13 protein-coding genes are annotated in these 15,728 nt (G+C 73.6%); 9 read left to right on the top strand and 4 right to left on the bottom strand.

Annotation, left to right across the window (positions count from 1 at the left end; genetic code table 11):
* Positions 1–17: 17 nt before the first annotated feature.
* Genes AC0NH5_RS28335 through AC0NH5_RS28325 form a run of 3 tightly spaced genes read right to left on the bottom strand, consistent with a single transcriptional unit; the run spans position 18 to position 3,264 of the window.
* On the bottom strand, positions 18–1,202 hold the full coding sequence (locus tag AC0NH5_RS28335; protein WP_474409604.1) for an ABC transporter permease: 1,185 nt from the start codon (positions 1,200–1,202) through the stop codon (positions 18–20).
* The gene (locus AC0NH5_RS28330; RefSeq protein ID WP_474409601.1) at positions 1,199–1,879 is read right to left on the bottom strand and encodes an ABC transporter ATP-binding protein; all 681 of its coding nucleotides are present in this window, start codon (positions 1,877–1,879) and stop codon (positions 1,199–1,201) included. The genes AC0NH5_RS28335 and AC0NH5_RS28330 overlap by 4 nt, the downstream gene beginning before the upstream one ends.
* On the bottom strand, positions 1,876–3,264 hold the full coding sequence (locus AC0NH5_RS28325; protein ID WP_474409598.1) for an efflux RND transporter periplasmic adaptor subunit: 1,389 nt from the start codon (positions 3,262–3,264) through the stop codon (positions 1,876–1,878). The genes AC0NH5_RS28330 and AC0NH5_RS28325 overlap by 4 nt, the downstream gene beginning before the upstream one ends.
* A 132-nt stretch (positions 3,265–3,396) precedes the next feature.
* Between AC0NH5_RS28325 and AC0NH5_RS28320 the strand changes: the two genes are divergently transcribed.
* Positions 3,397–4,119, top strand: a complete 723-nt coding sequence (locus AC0NH5_RS28320) for a L,D-transpeptidase family protein (protein ID WP_474409684.1) — start codon at positions 3,397–3,399, stop codon at positions 4,117–4,119.
* 65 nt (positions 4,120–4,184) lie between these two features.
* Here AC0NH5_RS28320 and AC0NH5_RS28315 read toward each other — a convergent pair whose 3' ends face one another.
* The gene (locus AC0NH5_RS28315) at positions 4,185–5,066 is read right to left on the bottom strand and encodes a CAP domain-containing protein (RefSeq protein WP_474409596.1); all 882 of its coding nucleotides are present in this window, start codon (positions 5,064–5,066) and stop codon (positions 4,185–4,187) included.
* A 301-nt stretch (positions 5,067–5,367) separates the two neighbouring features.
* On the opposite strand from AC0NH5_RS28315, the gene AC0NH5_RS28310 reads away from it, so the two are divergent.
* The 8 genes from AC0NH5_RS28310 to AC0NH5_RS28275 all read left to right on the top strand — a co-directional run bounded on the left by AC0NH5_RS28310 (position 5,368) and on the right by AC0NH5_RS28275 (position 15,727).
* Positions 5,368–6,507: an acyltransferase family protein gene (locus AC0NH5_RS28310; RefSeq protein WP_474409593.1), complete on the top strand. Its 1,140-nt coding sequence runs from the start codon at positions 5,368–5,370 to the stop codon at positions 6,505–6,507.
* Positions 6,508–6,697: 190 nt separating this feature from the next.
* Positions 6,698–7,192, top strand: a complete 495-nt coding sequence (locus tag AC0NH5_RS28305) for a chemotaxis protein CheW (protein WP_474409591.1) — start codon at positions 6,698–6,700, stop codon at positions 7,190–7,192.
* Positions 7,189–8,595 carry a CheR family methyltransferase gene (locus tag AC0NH5_RS28300; protein WP_474409589.1) on the top strand — a complete coding sequence of 469 codons (1,407 nt, stop codon included), beginning with the start codon at positions 7,189–7,191 and terminating at the stop codon, positions 8,593–8,595. Before AC0NH5_RS28305 ends, AC0NH5_RS28300 begins: the two co-directional genes overlap by 4 nt.
* Positions 8,592–9,119, top strand: a complete 528-nt coding sequence (locus tag AC0NH5_RS28295; RefSeq protein ID WP_474409587.1) for a chemotaxis protein CheW — start codon at positions 8,592–8,594, stop codon at positions 9,117–9,119. Before AC0NH5_RS28300 ends, AC0NH5_RS28295 begins: the two co-directional genes overlap by 4 nt.
* Positions 9,119–10,585, top strand: a complete 1,467-nt coding sequence (locus AC0NH5_RS28290; protein WP_474409585.1) for a methyl-accepting chemotaxis protein — start codon at positions 9,119–9,121, stop codon at positions 10,583–10,585. The genes AC0NH5_RS28295 and AC0NH5_RS28290 overlap by 1 nt, the downstream gene beginning before the upstream one ends.
* The gene (locus tag AC0NH5_RS28285; protein WP_474409582.1) at positions 10,585–12,681 is read left to right on the top strand and encodes a hybrid sensor histidine kinase/response regulator; all 2,097 of its coding nucleotides are present in this window, start codon (positions 10,585–10,587) and stop codon (positions 12,679–12,681) included. Before AC0NH5_RS28290 ends, AC0NH5_RS28285 begins: the two co-directional genes overlap by 1 nt.
* Positions 12,678–13,739: a chemotaxis-specific protein-glutamate methyltransferase CheB gene (gene cheB / locus AC0NH5_RS28280; protein ID WP_474409580.1), complete on the top strand. Its 1,062-nt coding sequence runs from the start codon at positions 12,678–12,680 to the stop codon at positions 13,737–13,739. Before AC0NH5_RS28285 ends, cheB begins: the two co-directional genes overlap by 4 nt.
* Positions 13,736–15,727, top strand: a complete 1,992-nt coding sequence (locus AC0NH5_RS28275; protein ID WP_474409578.1) for a response regulator — start codon at positions 13,736–13,738, stop codon at positions 15,725–15,727. The genes cheB and AC0NH5_RS28275 overlap by 4 nt, the downstream gene beginning before the upstream one ends.
* The last annotated feature ends 1 nt before the right edge of the window (position 15,728 follow it).

Genomic DNA, 15,728 nt, shown 5'->3' with positions numbered 1-15,728 from the left:
CTATGGGGACGAGACGGTCATTCGGTACGCAGGGCGACCACCGGGTCGAGCCGGCCTGCCCGCTGTGCCGGCACCACGCCGAAGATGATGCCGACCGCCGCGGAGACGCCGAACGCGAGAGCCATCGACCACCAGGTGAGCGCGGCCGGCACCGGGCTGAGCCGGTCCACGAGCAGCGCGGACGTGCCGCCGAGCAGCATGCCGAGCACTCCCCCGGTGGTGGTCAGGAGCACCGCCTCCAGCAGGAACTGCACCCCGATGTCGCGGGGCCGGGCGCCGACGGCCTTGCGCAGGCCGATCTCCTTGGTCCGTTCCCGGACCGAGACCAGCATGATGTTGGAGACGCCGACGCCGCCGACCAGCAGGCTGATCCCGGCGATGGCGGCGAGGACCCCGGTGAGGACGCCGAGGATGTCGCCGAGCACGCCGAGGATCTGCTCCTGGGTGACCGCGCTGAAGTCGGTGTCCGGGTGGCGTTCGGCGAGGGTGGCGACGATGTCCGCGGCGAGCCGGTCGATCTCCTCCCGGTCGGGGGCGCGGATGGCCAGGCCGTCGATGCGTTCGGTGCCGAGCAGACGCTGGGCCGCGGTGACCGGGACGTGCACCTCGCCGTCCCGGTCCACGCCGAGGCTCTGCCCGAGCGGCTCGAACGTGCCGATCACCCGGAACCGGACGCCCCCGATGGTGATCTGCCGCCCGACCGGGTCGCGGTCGCCGAACAGGGTTCCGGCCAGCCCGGCGCCGAGGACCGCGACGCGGCGTCCGGTGCTCACGTCCGTACGCGTGAGGTAGGTCCCGCGGTCCAGCCGCCGCACGAAGACCGACGGGGTGGTCTCCAGCACGCCCTGCATGCTCGCGAAGCCGGACCGTGACCCGGCCCGCACGGTCTCGCCGGAGCTGATCGTGACCGCGACCCGGGTCCGGTCGCCGACCACCCGGGTGACCGCGTCGACGTCGTCGAGGGTGAGCGGTGACGAGGTGGGCGCGGCGCCCGCGGTCAGCCGGCCGGGCACCACGATCAGCAGGTTGGAGCCGAGGCCCTCGACCTGGCGTTCGATCTGCTCCTTGGTGCCGGTGCCGATGGCGACCAGCGCGACCACCGCGGCCACGCCGATCACCACCCCGAGCATGGTCAGCATGCTGCGCAGCCGGTTGGCGCGCAGCGCGTCGAGGGCGACGCGCCAGGCCTCCGCGAGCCTCATGAGGCCGACACGATCAGGCCGTCCCGCATCACGATCTGCCGGCGCGCGCGTTCTGCCACTTCCCGGTCGTGGGTGACCAGCACGACCGCCACGCCGTCGGCGTTGAGCGATTCGAGCAGGGCCAGCACCGACTGCCCGGTGACCGAGTCCAGGTTGCCGGTCGGCTCGTCGGCCAGCAGCACCGACGGGCCGGTGACCAGGGCGCGGGCGATGGCCACCCGCTGCTGTTCGCCGCCGGACATCTGGTTGGGTCGGTGGGTGATCCGGTGCGCCAGCCCGACCCGTTCCAGCATCGCGGCGGCCCGGGCCCGCCGTTCGCGCCGCCCGATGCCGCGGTAGACCAGCGGCAGGCCGACGTTGTCCTGGGCGGTGGTCCGGGTCAGCAGGTGGAACGACTGGAACACGAATCCGATCGTGGTGTTGCGCAGCTCCGCGAGCTCGTTCGGGGTCAGCGACGCCACGTCGCGCCCGCCGATCAGCAGGGTGCCGCCGGTCGGCCGGTCCAGGCCGCCGAGCAGGTGCATCAGCGTGGACTTGCCGGAGCCGGAGGCGCCGACCAGCGCGACGTAGTCCCCCGCCGCCACGGTCAGCGAGACGCCGCGCAGCGCCGGCACGGAGAGACCGTCCAGCTCGTAGGTCCGGGACACGTCGGTGGCGACGATCGCTGGGGTGGTCACTCGACGGTGGCGCCCGCGGTGACCCGGTCGGCGCCGGCGACCACGATCCGTTCGCCGGCCGCCACCCCGGAGACCACCTGCACGGTGTCCTCGCCCTGCACGCCGAGCGTCACCTCGGCGGCCTGGTAGCGGCCGTCGCGGACCACCCACACGGTCTCCCGGCCGTCGGCGGTCACCACGGCGGAGGCGGGCACGGTCACGGCGTCGGTGGCCTGCCGCACGGTCAGCCGGAGCACCGCGCTCATCCCGGGGCGCGGGGTGGGTGCGGCCTCGCCGTCGCCACCGTACGACCCGGCGCCCAGGTCGAGCCGCACCTGGTAGGAGATGCCGCCGCGCGCCGAGGTGGTGGGCAGCAGGTCGGTGGCGCGCACGGTGGCCGGATAGACGGCGCCCGGCGCGGCGTCCAGTTCCATGGTGGCCTTCACCCCGGGCTCCACCAGCAGCACGTCGGTCTCGTCCACCTCGGCGGAGAGGCCGAGCCGGCTGGTGTCCACGACCGTGACCACCGGGGCGCCGGCCGCGACGTAACCGCCCTCCGGGATCGCGGTGTCGACTCCGGCCGCCGGCGCCTGTGCGGCGGGCGCCCCGCCCTGCAAGAGCTGGTCGAGGGAGGCGGTGGCCGGCGGCGCGGTGCCGCCCCACTGGACGACACCGGCCACGGGCGCCCGGAGGGTGAGGGCGTCGACGGCCGCGTCGGCAAGGTCGTACGCCTGCTTCGCCTGCAGCTGCTGCGCCGCGGAGATCGCGCCGACCGCCCGGCCGAGTGACGCCACGCCGCGTTGCACCGACCGCACCGCGGTGTCAGCGGCGGCCGATGCCGCCGCGTACTGCTGCTCGGCCGCGTCGATCTGGTGTCGCAGCGTCTTCTTCACCTCCGGATCGGCGATCTGGTCGGCGGCCTCCCGGGCCTGGTCGAACGCCTGGCCGGCCTGCTTGTCGGTGCGGTGGCGCACCTCGGTGAAGCCGGACACGCCGCCCGCGGGCAGTCCGCCGCCGGAGGGTGCCTGGTCGAGGGCCTCCCGGGCGGCGTCCCGGCGGCGTTCCAACTCGGGCGAGTGAATCACGGCGAGCACGTCGCCCTCGGCGACCTTCTCGCCGGGCTCGGCCAGCAGGTCGGTCAGGGTGCCGGCGGCCGGGGCGGTGAGCGTCGCGGCGGTCCGCGCCACGACGGTCGCGGGCGCCTCGATGATCTCGTCCACGGCGCCCACCGAGGCGGCGCCCAGACGCACGCCGGGGTCCTCGTCGTCGCAGGAGGCCGCGGTCATCGGGAACAGCACCAGGAGACCAGCGGAGATGATCACGGTCCGTGAACGGGTGCGAGACACAGAGGCCACTCTATGCCGCGATCCCGGCGAATCCCGGAATCGGGCCGGGCGGGCTGACATCCCGGATTCATGTCACCGTGCTCCCGGTCGTGTCACGGCCGGGGCCGCTGTGCTTCGATGTGCGGACACCACTCCTGGGGAGGAAGTGATTTGGCAGTGAGACGGGTTTCCGCCCGCCTCACCGGCACCGTCATGGCGGTGCTGGTGGGTGGCGGTCTCGGCGCGATCGCGCTGACACCGGCGGGCGCCGGTGCGGCAGTGCGGACCGCTCCGGTGACCGCAGCCGTGGCCACCACGGTGGTCGCCAAGGCGGCTGCCGCGTCGTGCGCGACCGGCAAGTACCAGAAGCAGGTCGAGGGCTACCTCAAGAAGCTGGGCGGATACGGAGCGGTCACGGTCGACGGCAAGCAGTCCGCCGCCGACTGCACCGCGATCGTGAAGTTCCAGAAGCGGTTCGGCATCCAGCCGGCCAAGGGGCTCGCCGGCCCGACGACCTACGACGTCGCCAAGCGGCTGGCGTCGACGAAGACGGCGGCCTGCAAGGCGAAGAAGAAGGGCGTCACCTTCTGCGTCAACCTGACGCTGCAGACGACGTGGGTGATGAAGAACGGAAAGGTGCACGTCAAGCCGACGGTCACCCGGACCGGCTACAAGGGTTACCGGACCCCGGCGGGCACCTTCAAGATCAATAAGCGGACCAAGAAGGAATGGTCGGACCCGTACGAGGTGTGGCTGCCCTACTGGCAGCGCTTCATCGGCGGGCGTGGTTTCCACGAGACCACCACCTACATCCACGACAAGTGGCGTGGTTCGCACGGTTGCGTCAACCTGCTCCGGCAGGATGCCCAGAAGTACTGGAGCATCGGCAAGATCGGCATGACCGTGAAGGTGATCGGGCGCCGTCCCGGAACCTGATCCGCCGACGACCGGCAGGCCGCTCCCGCATGACGCGGGGGCGGCCTGTTCTCTTTACGCGGGATTCAGCGCGGAGTCGCGAAGTCCTGCACCCAGTACGGCGTGTCATCCCGGTCGAAGGCCAGCCCCACCCCCATCTCGTCGAGCCGGCAGTCGAGGATGTTCTCCCGATGCTCCGGGCTGTTCATCCAGTCGTTCACCACCTCGTACGGCGTCTCCTGGCCACGGGCGATGTTCTCCCCGTACCGCTTCCAGCTGTAACCCGCGTCAGCCACCCGATGCCCCGCCCGATCCCCGCGGGAGTCCTCATGGTCGAAATACCCGCGCCGGGCCATATCGGACGCGTGCCGGTTGGCCGCTTCGATCAGCCGCCGGTCGACCGTCAGCGAGCCGCAGCCGTGGCTGCGGCGGTTGCGGTTGACCAGGGCGAGGACCTGCTGCTGCACCGGGGCGTGCGGGCTGGCCGAGATCGACGACCGGGACACCGCGGTGCGGGCGGCGGCCAGCGGGTCGGCGGCCGGGCGCGCGAGGCCCGGCGCCTGCCGGAACGCGCGCTGCTCGTCGGCCCGCGGCCGGGGCCGCTCGACGTCCACCTGGTCCTTCGGCGACGGTGACGCCGAAGGCCGGGCCGGACGGGCGGGCGACGACACCGACGGGGACGGTGACGGGTCGATCAGCGCCGGATCGACGGGGTCGGAGCTGCTGATCCCCGGCCGGGGACGCCGGGCCGGGGGGTCCGCGCCCGGCTCGCCGCCCGCGTCGTCCACATCGGGGAACGGCCCGAGCAGGTTGTCACCGTCCAGTCCGGGCAGCACCGGCTCCTCGAAAATCTCGAAGTCCGCCATGTCCGGAGTGTCCGGCGGCTCCTGTGCCAGCGCGTTGGCGGCGATGCCGCCCGCGGCCAGCGTCGCGGCAGCCGCGCAGAGCACTACCAGAGGTTTCCGCATACCCGGTGTTTCCCGTCGAGTCCATGCGCCCCGGCCTGTCCGCGGCGCTCGCTAGTTGACCAACGGTGTGGGCCCGGCCCGGTCACTTCGCCGCCGGCACGGCGTTCGGCAACGCTTTTGGTGAAGACCTTTCGCGGGTACGGCCTGAGCTGCCTCGACGCCGCTCGGGGCGAGGCACACGCGTCGCACAGTCGCACCGCGAACCGCACGACTTCCCCCGGACGGGGTAACCCGCTCAGGCCCACCTTGCTGGCCGGGCGACGGGTCCCGGCAGCCGGGGGGCCGCCGCTACGGTTTCGCGGTGCGTAACCGATACCTGGACCTGCTCCGTGCCGCCGCCCTCGTCCGGGTCGTCGTCTACCACCACTTCGGATGGCCGTGGCTGTCCATCGTGTTCCCGGCCATGGGCGTGATGTTCGCGGTGGCCGGCTCGCTCACCGCCGCCTCTCTGCAGAAGCGTGCGGCCGGGCAGGTGGTCACTTCCCGGCTGCGGCGCCTGCTTCCGCCGGTGTGGTTGCTCGGGCTGCTCGCGGTGCCGGCCATGCTCGCCACCGGGTGGTCCGCCGAGTCCGGCGGCGAGCACCCGTTCCGGCCGGTCACGTTGCTCTTCTGGGTGTTGCCGCTGGGCGATCCGCCGGGCAGCGACGAGGCGGCGTTCGTCTGGGATGCCCTCTGGTACGTCCGCACCTATCTGTGGCTCGTCGTCCTCTCCCCGCTGGTGTTCCCGCTGTTCCGGCGGATCGGCTGGCCGCTGCTGGCCGCGCCGTTGCTGCTGATGGCCGTCCTGGAGCGCGGCGACTTCGGCATGCCCGCCGCCGTCGAGTCCGCGCTCTGGGACCTCGCCACGTACGGCGCGTGCTGGCTGGCCGGCTTCGCCCACCGTGACGGCCGGCTGCGCCGTCTCAGCCCGGCGGCTGTCGGGGCGGCCTTCGTGGCGCTGGCCGGGCTGGGCCTGTACTGGCTGAACCGGGGGCACGCCGACACCGGGTGGGACCTGAACGAGGCCTCCGAGGCGCAGGCCATGTATTCGCTGGCCTTCGTCCTGCTGGCGCTGCGCTGGCAGCCGCCGATGGAGCGGGTGGAGCGGATCTCGGCGCTGCACCGCCTGATCACGTTGCTCAACGCCCGGGCGGTCACCGTGTACCTGTGGCACGGGGTGGCGATCGCAGCGGTGTGGCCGGTCCTCGAACGCACCGGGCTGGACGACCTCGGAAAGCTGGAGGGGCCGGTCACGCTCGGCGTCACCTTCGCGGGGACGGCGGTCGCGGTGGTCCTGTTCGGCTGGGCCGAGGACCTGGCGGCCCGGCGGCGCCCGCGGCTGTGGCCGGCGACCACCGAACCGGTTGTGGCCGCCGAGCGCCCGCCGGAGCCGGAGGGCCCGATGCCGGCCGGCTGGCCCGAGGTGGACCGGTCCGGCGTCCCGGTGCGGCCGCCTTCCTAGACAGGCCGGGCCCGGCGCGCGGAGGGCGGCTGCGCACCGGGTCCGGCCGACCCTGCGGGACTGTGCTCCGGTCGTACCCCCGCGGTGGGAATGAAAGGCTGTCGCGGGTGCCGAACCGCGGGTGAAATGCCTGGTCACGTTGTTGAGCGAAGCTCACATATGACGGACAAATCCTGGCTAACCTGAGCCCGTGGGAGGCCCGCTCGGCGAAATGGCGGCTCCGGCGCTCGAGGCGGGGGTCCTCGCGCTGGTGTTCCGGGCCGGTGCGCTCTACTGCGCGCTGCCCCTCGACGAGGTGCGGGAGACCATGCGGCCGCTGGACACCCGGCCGCTGGCCGGGACGCCGCCGTACGTCCGCGGTCTGACCATCCTGCGCGGGGCGCCGGCGCCGGTGATCGACGTGACCCGGCTGGTGACAGGGGTGGACGGCGAGATCTCACGGTACGTGTCGGTGAGCGCGGGGCGGGGGCCGGTCGCCTGCGCCACCGGTCCGGTGCTGGGCGTGCAGAACGTCCGCGTCGCGCCGCCGGACGGGCCGTCGGCGCTGTTCACCGGGGTGTCCCGGGCGCTGATCGCGGCGGTCGGCACGGTCGGCACCGACCCACTGCTGCTGTTGCGCAGCATCCGGGCGGTGCCGGACGAGGTGTGGGAGGCGGCCGGAGCGACGGCCGAGGTGGCGGCATGATCCGCGCGGACGAGCTGAACCGGTTCCGGGAGCTGTTGCACCGGCGCCTGGGGTGGGCGTTCGCCGACGCCGACGCCGAACAGACCATGACCGCGCTGGAGCAGCGGGCGGCGGCGCACCGGCTGAGCGTCCGGGCCTATCTCGACCGGCTGGGCGGACGGCGATGGGAGGCCGAGACCGCGGACCTGGCCGCGGCGCTGAGCATCACCGAGACCTACTTCTTCCGGCACAGCGAGCAGTTCCGGGTGCTGCGGAGCCGGGTGCTGCCGCAGCGGATCTCCGCCCGCGCGGGACAGCGGGCACTGCGGCTGCTGTCGGTGGGGTGCTCGTCGGGCGAGGAGGCGTACTCGCTGGCGATCACGGCGCGCCAGGCCCGCCCGTCGCCGGACTGGATCGTGTCCGTGCTCGGCGTGGACGCGAACCGGCGGATGCTGCAGCGGGCGGCCACCGCGACGTACCCGGAATGGTCGCTGCGCGAGACGCCGGCCGAGACGCGCCGCCGATGGTTCCGCCCCGAGGGCGACGTGTTCCGGGTGGACCCCGCGGTCGCGGCCACCGTCCGGTTCGCCGAGCACAACGTCGCGGTGGACGCCCCGCAGCTGTGGCTCGCCGGACGGTACGACGTGATCTTCTGCCGGAACCTGTTGATGTACCTGGCGCCGGATGTCGCGTCCGCGCTCGTCGAACGGATGACCGGGGCGCTGGCGCAGGGTGGCTGCCTGTTCCTCGGGCACACCGACTCGCTCGGCAGCGATCCGTCCGGGTTGGCCGTGCGGCACGACGCGGGGACGGTCTACTACCAGCGGCGGGAGGCACAACCGGCGGCGCCGCCCCGGCCCGCTCCCCCGCCCCGGCCGGCGCCGCAGCGCACGCCGGCGGTCCGGCACACCCCGGTGGACGCGGCGGACAGCAGCGAGATCCGGCAGCGGGCACTCGGCCTGATGCGGGACGACCGGTTCGCCGAGGCGCTGGACCTGCTGGCCGGACGGGACCGGGCGGACAGCCGGGAGCTGCTGATGCGGGGCCTGCTGCTGGCCCAGGTGGGGCGGCTGGCCGAGGCGCGCGACGCCGCACACCGGCTGATCGACGCCGGCGGGCCGCACCCGGACGCGCACCACCTGCTGGGTGTCTGCCACGAGCTGGAGTGCGCGGAGCAGGCGGCCGGGCAGTACCGGCTGGCGGCGTACCTGGACCCGGACTTCGCGATGCCGCGGCTGCGGATGGGTCTGCTCGCCCGCCGCCGGGGCGACGCCCGCGGCGCGGCGGCACATCTGGAGCCGGCGCTCACGCTGCTGGCCCGGGAGGACGAGGAGCGGATCACACTGTTCGGCGGCGGGTTCGGGCGGCTGGCGCTGACCACGCTGTGCCGCTCCGAACTGGAGGCCTGCGGGGTGCGGCGGTGAGCGCCCGGTCGGTCGCCGACCGGGTGGCCCGGCTGCGCGCCGACTTCGACCGGTCGTTCGCCGAGCCGGCCCGCACCCTGGACACCGGCAGCCTCGAGCTGCTGGCTATCGGGGCCGGCGGCCGCCCGTACGCGCTGCGCCTCTGCCAGACCTCCGCGGTCCACCCGGACCGGCCGGTCACCCCGCTCCCGACCACCGTGCGCGCGCTGCTCGGGGTGGCCGGTTTCGCCGGCGCCGTGGTGCCGGTCTACGACCTGGCCGCCCTGCTGGGCCACCCGATCGTCCAGCGGCCCCGCTGGCTGGCGCTGACCGTGGGGACGCCGCCGCTGGCGCTCGCCTTCCACGAGCTCGATCACCACCTGCAGGTCCCGGCGACCGCCGTGGTCGACGGCTCGGGATCGCGGGGTTACCTGCGCGGCATGGTCCGCCTGCCGGACGGCAACCGGCCGATCATCGACGTGCCGGCCACCCGTGCCCTGGTCCATCACCTGGCCGGGCATCCGTACGCCACCGAGGAGAACTGATGCTGGCCGGACGTACCTATGGCGGCAAACTGGCGGCCGGAGTGATCCTCACCGTCGCGCTCACCCTGTCGTCCGTGGTCACCGCGGTGGTCGGCCTGCTCGTCGTGGTGGACGCGAAGGACGCGGCGATCACGGCGGCCACCCGGGACCTGACCCGGGCGGAGCGGATCGGCCGGATCCTGGAGACCCGGTTCGCCGACTTCCGGGCGTACCTGCTCTACGGCACCCAGGAGTACGCCGACGCCACGGCGAACGACCGGGTCCAGTTCCGCAACGAGCTCGACGTGCTGCGCGGCTCGCTGACCGGCGGGACGGCGACCCTGCTCGATCAGGTCGAGTCGGCGGAGAGCAAGCACGCCGAGGCGGTCGCCACGGTGATGGCCCGGCGCGCGGAGGTGAACTCGTCCGCCGACGCGGCGCGGCTCAACGACCAGCTGGCCAAGCCGCTGCGGCTGCAGCTGGAAGCCGTGCTGGACAAGCTGATCACCCAGGTGCAGAGCGACGTCGACGCGGCCCGGAAGAACTCCTCCGAGCGCGCGTTGCTGGTGATCACCCTGGTCATTGTGCTCGGCGTGGTCACCACGATCAGCGCGGTCCTGGTGGCCTGGCGGCTCAGCGTGAACCTGCGCCGTGAGGTGGGCGCCGCGGTCGGGCACATCCAGAGCTCGTCGGCGCAGCTGGAGGCGGCCGCGGCGCAACAGGTCAACGGCGGCCGGGACCAGGCCAGCGCGATGAGTGAGATCACCACGACGATCAGCGAGCTGCTGATCACCTCCCGGCAGATCGCGGAGAGCGCACAACGGGTCTCGCAGATCGCCGAGGAGACCGAGGCCGCGGCCCGCGCCGGGGACGCCAACATCGACCAGACCCGGGCCTCGATGGCCGCGATCCGCACCCAGGTCGACCAGATCGTGCAGCACATGCTCGCCCTCGGCGAGAAGTCGCAGCAGATCGGGCTGGTCGTGGACCTGGTGTCGGAGCTGGCCGAGCAGACCAACATCCTGGCCATCAACGCGACCATCGAGGCCAGCGGCGCGGGCGAGTGGGGCCGCCGGTTCGCCGTGGTGGCCGAGGAGATCCGCAAGCTGGCGGACCGCACCGCGGCGTCGGCCAAGGAGATCCGGGCGCTGATCGACGACGTCCGGGGCGCCGTCAACACCACGGTGATGGCCACCGAGATCGGGGCGAAAGCGGTCGACGCCGGCGCCCGGCAGTTCGACGACGCGACCAACTCGTTCCGGGAGATCGTGCAGCTGGTCGCGACCACGAACGACGCGACGCGGGAGATCGAGCTCTCCACCAAGCAGCAGACCACGGCGGTCGAGCAGGTCAACGTGGCCGCCTCGGACACCGCCCGGGTGTCCCGGGAGACCGAGGCCAGCGCCGTACAGACCAAGCAGACCGCCGCGCACCTCTCCACGCTCTCCGGCGACCTGCTGGAGCTGGTCGGCAACGGACGGCCCTGATGCCCGAGGGCCGTGATCCGCTCCGCTACTTCAGGGTCGAGGCGCGGGAGCTGATCGACCAGATCAGCGAGGGCGTGCTCGACCTGGACCAGCGGCCGGGGCCGGAGCCGGTGGGCCGGCTGCTGCGCGCCGCGCACACCCTCAAGGGCGCGGCCCGGGTGGTGAAGCAGATCGAGATCGCCGACCGGGCGCACCAGTTCGAGGAGATCCTGGTCGGGCACCGGACCGGCGACGCCGCCCTGGCCACCGACGAGATGCGCGAGCTGCTGCGGCTCAACGACGAGATCGCCGCGCAGGTGGCCGTGCTGGAACAGCCGCCGGCCCTGCCCACACCGGCCGCTCCCCCGGACCCGTCGTCGCCCTCCCCGGAGGCCTCGCCGGCTCCCGAGCCGGCCGCCGTCGCGGAGGGGGTGACCGCGGCGCGGCACGCCTCCGCCGACCTCGACGACCTGCTGGACTCGATCGGCGAGGCGAACGCCCGGATGGCGCCGTTGCGCAGCGGCTGCGAGACGATCGAGCGGCTGCGCCGCAACGCGGAGAGCCTCGCCGACCAGCTTCGGGTGGGCCGGGCCGCGTCCGCCGCCACGACCCGGGCCACGGCGGAACGACTCGCCGGCGAGCTGGGCTCGGCCGGCCGCCGGTTCACCGACGCGGTCGACCAGATCGAGCGCGAGCTCGACGACGTCCGGGCCAAGGCGGAAGGCCTGCGGCTGGTCACGGCCGGCAACATCTTCACGGCGCTGCGGCGCGCGGTGCGGGACGCCGCCGACGCCGAGGGCAGGCAGGTCCGGTTCGAGGCGTACGGCGCCGACGTCCGGATGGGCGCCCACCTGCTCGGGCCGGTGAGCGGCGCGTTCCTGCACGTGGTGCGCAACGCGGTGGTGCACGGCATCGAACCCGAGGCGGACCGGCTGGCGGCCCGGAAACCGGCCCAGGGGACGGTGGCCATCGAGGTGGAACGCCGGGGGCGGCACGCTGTCTTCCGCTGCGCCGACGACGGGCGGGGCTTCGACCTGGAGGCGCTGCGGCGGACCGCCGAGGCCCGCGGAATGCTCGAGCCGAACGCCGGCCCGCCCGACCCGCAGAAGTTGCTGGACCTGGTGCTGCACGGCGGGATCAGCACCTCGCCGGAGGTGACCGAGGTGGCCGGGCGCGGCATCGGCATGGACGCGGTCCGCGAGGTGGCCGAGCAGTTGCACGGTGAGGTGGCGGTGCGCACCACGCCGGGTGCGGGCACCACTGTGGAGCTGACCGTGCCGCTCACGCTGCTCAGCATGACCGGGCTGACGGTGGAGGCGGGCGGCGCGGTCGCCACCCTGCCGCTGGACGCGGTCCGCGGCTGCCTGCGGCTCAGCGCCGGGGAGGCGGCCACCGCGGCCGCTACCGGGCGCCTGGTGTACGACGGAAGCGCCCTCCCGTTCCAGCCGCTGGCAGAGATGCTCCGCACCGATGGCCAGGTCGCCGACTCCGCCGGAGCGGGCGCCGCCGTCGTGGTGACCGGCCCCGCCGGCACCGTGGCGATCGGCGTCGACCGGCTCGCCGGCACCGCCGCGCTGGTCGCCCGCCCGGTGCCGGATCTGGCGCCGGCCACACCGGTGGTCGGCAGCGTCTCGGTGGACGCCGACGGCAACCCCCGGCTGGTGCTGGATCCGGACGGGCTCACCGCCGAGGTGCTCGGCGGTGAGGTCACCGGCGTCCGGGCCGCGGCCGGGCCGGCCGCCACTCCGCTGCCGATCCTGGTGGTCGACGACTCGCTGACCACCCGGATGCTGGAACGCAGCATCCTGGAGTCGGCCGGGTTCGAGGTGGACCTGGCGGCGTCCGGCGAAGAGGCCCTGGAGATGGCGTCCGCCCGCCGGTACGGACTGATCCTCTCCGACATCGACATGCCCGGCATCGACGGTTTCACCCTGGTCGAGCGGACCCGCAAGGACCCGGAGCTGGCCGACGTGCCGGCCATCCTGGTCAGCTCCCGGTCCGGGCCCGCAGACCGGGACCGCGGGCGGGCGGTCGGCGCCTCCGCGTACGTGGTCAAGGGCGAGTTCGACCAGGAGCAGTTGCTGGACCACATCCGCCGGCTGGTGGTGCGCTCATGACCCGGGTGCTGATCGTCGAGGACTCCGCCACCATGCGGGGCCACCTGCGTGAGGCGCTGGCCCCGGACCCGCAGCTCGAGGTGGTCGGTGAGGCGATCGACGGCGAGCGGGCGGTGGAGATGACCGCCCGGCTGCGGCCCGACGTCATCACCATGGACATGATGCTGCCCGGGATCAGCGGCCTGGCCGCGACCGAACAGATCATGGCCGAGCATCCGACGCCGATCCTGGTGGTGTCCTCGGCCGACCGGCAGGAGCTGTTCAGCACCTACAACGCCCTGGCCGCGGGCGCGGTGGACGTGATGGAGAAGCCCCGCGGCGACGAGTCCGACCGGGACTGGTCGCAGCGGCTGCGGACCGCGCTGCGGATGGTGGCCCGGATCCGGGTGATCACCCATCCGCGGGCCCGCCTGGACGGCCGGCGCACCGAGCTCACCCGCCCGCACCCTCCCGTCACCGCCCCGGTCAGCGACATGCTCAGCGTGGTGGCGGTGGGCGCCTCGACCGGCGGCCCGGCCGCGCTCACCCAGCTGCTCCGGGAACTGCCGGCCGGCTTCCGGACGCCGGTGCTCTGCGTGCAGCACATCGCGGCCAGCGAACAGTTCGCCGTCGCGTTCTCCGACTGGCTGGCCGGCCAGACCGGGCGCAACGTGCGCTACGCCGTCGACGGCACCCCGGTCAGCCGGGCCGCGGGGCAGGTGCTGCTCGCTCCCCCGGACCGGCACCTCTTCGTCCAGGACCACCTGCTGCGGCTCAGCGACGGCCCGCCGCGGCACTCCTGCCGCCCGGCGGTCGACGTGCTCTTCGAGTCGGTGGCGACCGAGTTCGGGCCGGCCGCGGCGGGCTGCCTGCTGACCGGGATGGGTCGGGACGGCGCGTCCGGCCTGCTGCAGATGCGCAGCCGCGGGGCGATCACCTTCGCCCAGGACGAGGCGAGCTGCACCGTCTACGGCATGCCCCGCGAGGCGGCGCTGCTGGGTGCGGCGATGCACGTGATGCCGCCGGACCGGATCGCCGCGCGGCTGGCCGGCATGAAGCCCGCGGGAGCACGCCGATGACGCCGACCGTGCTGATCGTGGACGACAGCCTCACCGTGCGGATGGACCTGCACGAGGCGTTCTCCGACGACGGGTTCGCCACGATCCTCTGCGCCACCGGCGCCGAGGCCCGCACCGCGTTCGCCGGCGCCGACTTCGACGCGGCCGTGCTGGACGTGCTGCTGCCCGACGCGGACGGCCTGGAGCTGCTCACCGAGCTGCGCCGCACACCCGGCCGCGCCGAGGTGGTCACCATGCTGCTGTCCAGTGAGAGCGAGGTGACCGACCGGCTGGCCGGCCTGCGCGTCGGCGCCGACGAGTACGTGGGCAAGCCGTACGACTCCGGTTACGTGGTGGCCCGGACCCGGCAGCTGCTCAAGGAGCCCGGGGACAGCCCGGCCGGCCGTGCCGCCGTGCTCGTCATCGACGACAGCATGACCTTCCGCGAACAGCTGCGGGAGCTGCTCGAACCGGAGGGGTACGCGGTGCTGACCGCGGCCAGCGGCGAGGAGGGCCTGCGGACGGCCGCCGACAAGCGGCCGCAGGCGGTGATCGTGGACGGGGTGATGCCCGGCATCGACGGCGCCACCGTGATCCGCCGGATCCGTCTCGACGCGGCGCTGCGGGACACCCCGTGCATCCTGATGACCGCGGCCGACGACTACGCCACCGAGATGCAGATGCTCGAGGCGGGCGCGGACGCCTTCGTCCGCAAGCAGGAGGACCTCGCGCTGGTGCTCGCCAAGCTGGCCGCGGTGCTGCGGCAGAGCGCCGAGCAACTGCCGATCGAGGTCACCGGCAGTCTGCACGGGCCGGGCAAGGTGCTGATCATCAGCACCAACCAGGCCGACCAGAAGACCTGGACCGAGGCGCTGCGGCCCGAGGGTTACGACACCATGGTCTCGGCCACGGTGGACGACGCGCTGGAGCTGCTCACCGAGCAGACGGTGGACACCATCGTGGTCGGCTTCGACGACGACCTGGAGCACGCCCGCACGGCCTGCCGGCGGATCCGGGAGATCCCCCAGATCGGCGACCTGCCGGTGATCGTGACCGGTGACGAGCACGCCATGCTGGACTGCCTGGCGGCCGGCGCGGACGACTACGTCCGCCGCATCGACATCCCCGAGGGCCTGCTGGTGCACGTGCGGGCCCAGATCCGCCGCAAGCAGTCGCACGACGAGGCGCGCCGGATCCGCGAGGAGCTGATGCGCCGCGAGCTGAACGCGGCCGAGGAGCGCGCCGCCCGCCAGCTGGCCGAGACCCGGGCCGCCCTGGTAGAGGAACTGGAGTGGCGCAACCGGGAGCTGGAGGCGTTCTCCGGATCGGTCTCGCACGACCTGCGCGGACCGCTCCAGGTGATCAGCAGCTTCGCCGAGCACATGCTGGACGAGGAGGACGGCGAGCCGATCGGCGAGATGACCCGGCACCGGCTGACCCGGGTGCACGCCGCCGCGATGCGGATGGCGGACCTGGTGGAGTCGCTGCTGATCCTGGCCCGGGCCAGCCGCGGCGAGCTGCGCCGGGCCCGGTTCGACCTGACCGCGACGGCCCGCCAGGTGATCGCCGACGTGGCGGCCCGGGAGCCGGACCGGCGGGTGGAGTACGTCGTCGGTGAGGGGATGACCGCCGACGCCGACGAGGGCCTGGTCCGGGTGATCCTGGAGAACCTGATCAACAATGCGGTGAAGTTCACCCGCAAGGTCGAGCAGCCGCGGGTCGAGATCGGCCACGAGGGCGACCGTTATTACGTCCGCGACAACGGCGCCGGCTTCCCGCCCGAGCGGGCCGGCCAGCTGTTCCGGCCGTTCGCCCGGCTGCACGACGCCCGCGAGTTCCCGGGCACCGGGATCGGCCTGACCACGGTGCACCGGGCGGTCGAACGGCACGGCGGCGAGATCGTCGCGGAGAGCACCGACGGGCACGGCGCGACGTTCTGGTTCACCCTGCCGGCGACCGAGGAGTACGTCGGCCCGGATCGGCGCGAGGCGTCGCGCCGATCCGGGTGAC

This window comes from Actinoplanes sp. 13, assembly GCF_056134165.1.
This window is presented reverse-complemented; position numbering and strand designations above follow the sequence as displayed.

Coding starts and splice junctions, on each gene's coding strand:
- AC0NH5_RS28335 (WP_474409604.1), bottom strand. CDS start 1,202: ATGAGGCTCGCGGAGGCCTGGCGCGTCGCCCTCGACGCGCTGCGCGCC.
- AC0NH5_RS28325 (WP_474409598.1), bottom strand. CDS start 3,264: ATGTCAGCCCGCCCGGCCCGATTCCGGGATTCGCCGGGATCGCGGCAT.
- AC0NH5_RS28320 (WP_474409684.1), top strand. CDS start 3,397: ATGGCGGTGCTGGTGGGTGGCGGTCTCGGCGCGATCGCGCTGACACCG.
- AC0NH5_RS28315 (WP_474409596.1), bottom strand. CDS start 5,066: ATGCGGAAACCTCTGGTAGTGCTCTGCGCGGCTGCCGCGACGCTGGCC.
- AC0NH5_RS28300 (WP_474409589.1), top strand. CDS start 7,189: ATGATCCGCGCGGACGAGCTGAACCGGTTCCGGGAGCTGTTGCACCGG.
- AC0NH5_RS28290 (WP_474409585.1), top strand. CDS start 9,119: ATGCTGGCCGGACGTACCTATGGCGGCAAACTGGCGGCCGGAGTGATC.
- AC0NH5_RS28285 (WP_474409582.1), top strand. CDS start 10,585: ATGCCCGAGGGCCGTGATCCGCTCCGCTACTTCAGGGTCGAGGCGCGG.
- cheB (WP_474409580.1), top strand. CDS start 12,678: ATGACCCGGGTGCTGATCGTCGAGGACTCCGCCACCATGCGGGGCCAC.
- AC0NH5_RS28275 (WP_474409578.1), top strand. CDS start 13,736: ATGACGCCGACCGTGCTGATCGTGGACGACAGCCTCACCGTGCGGATG.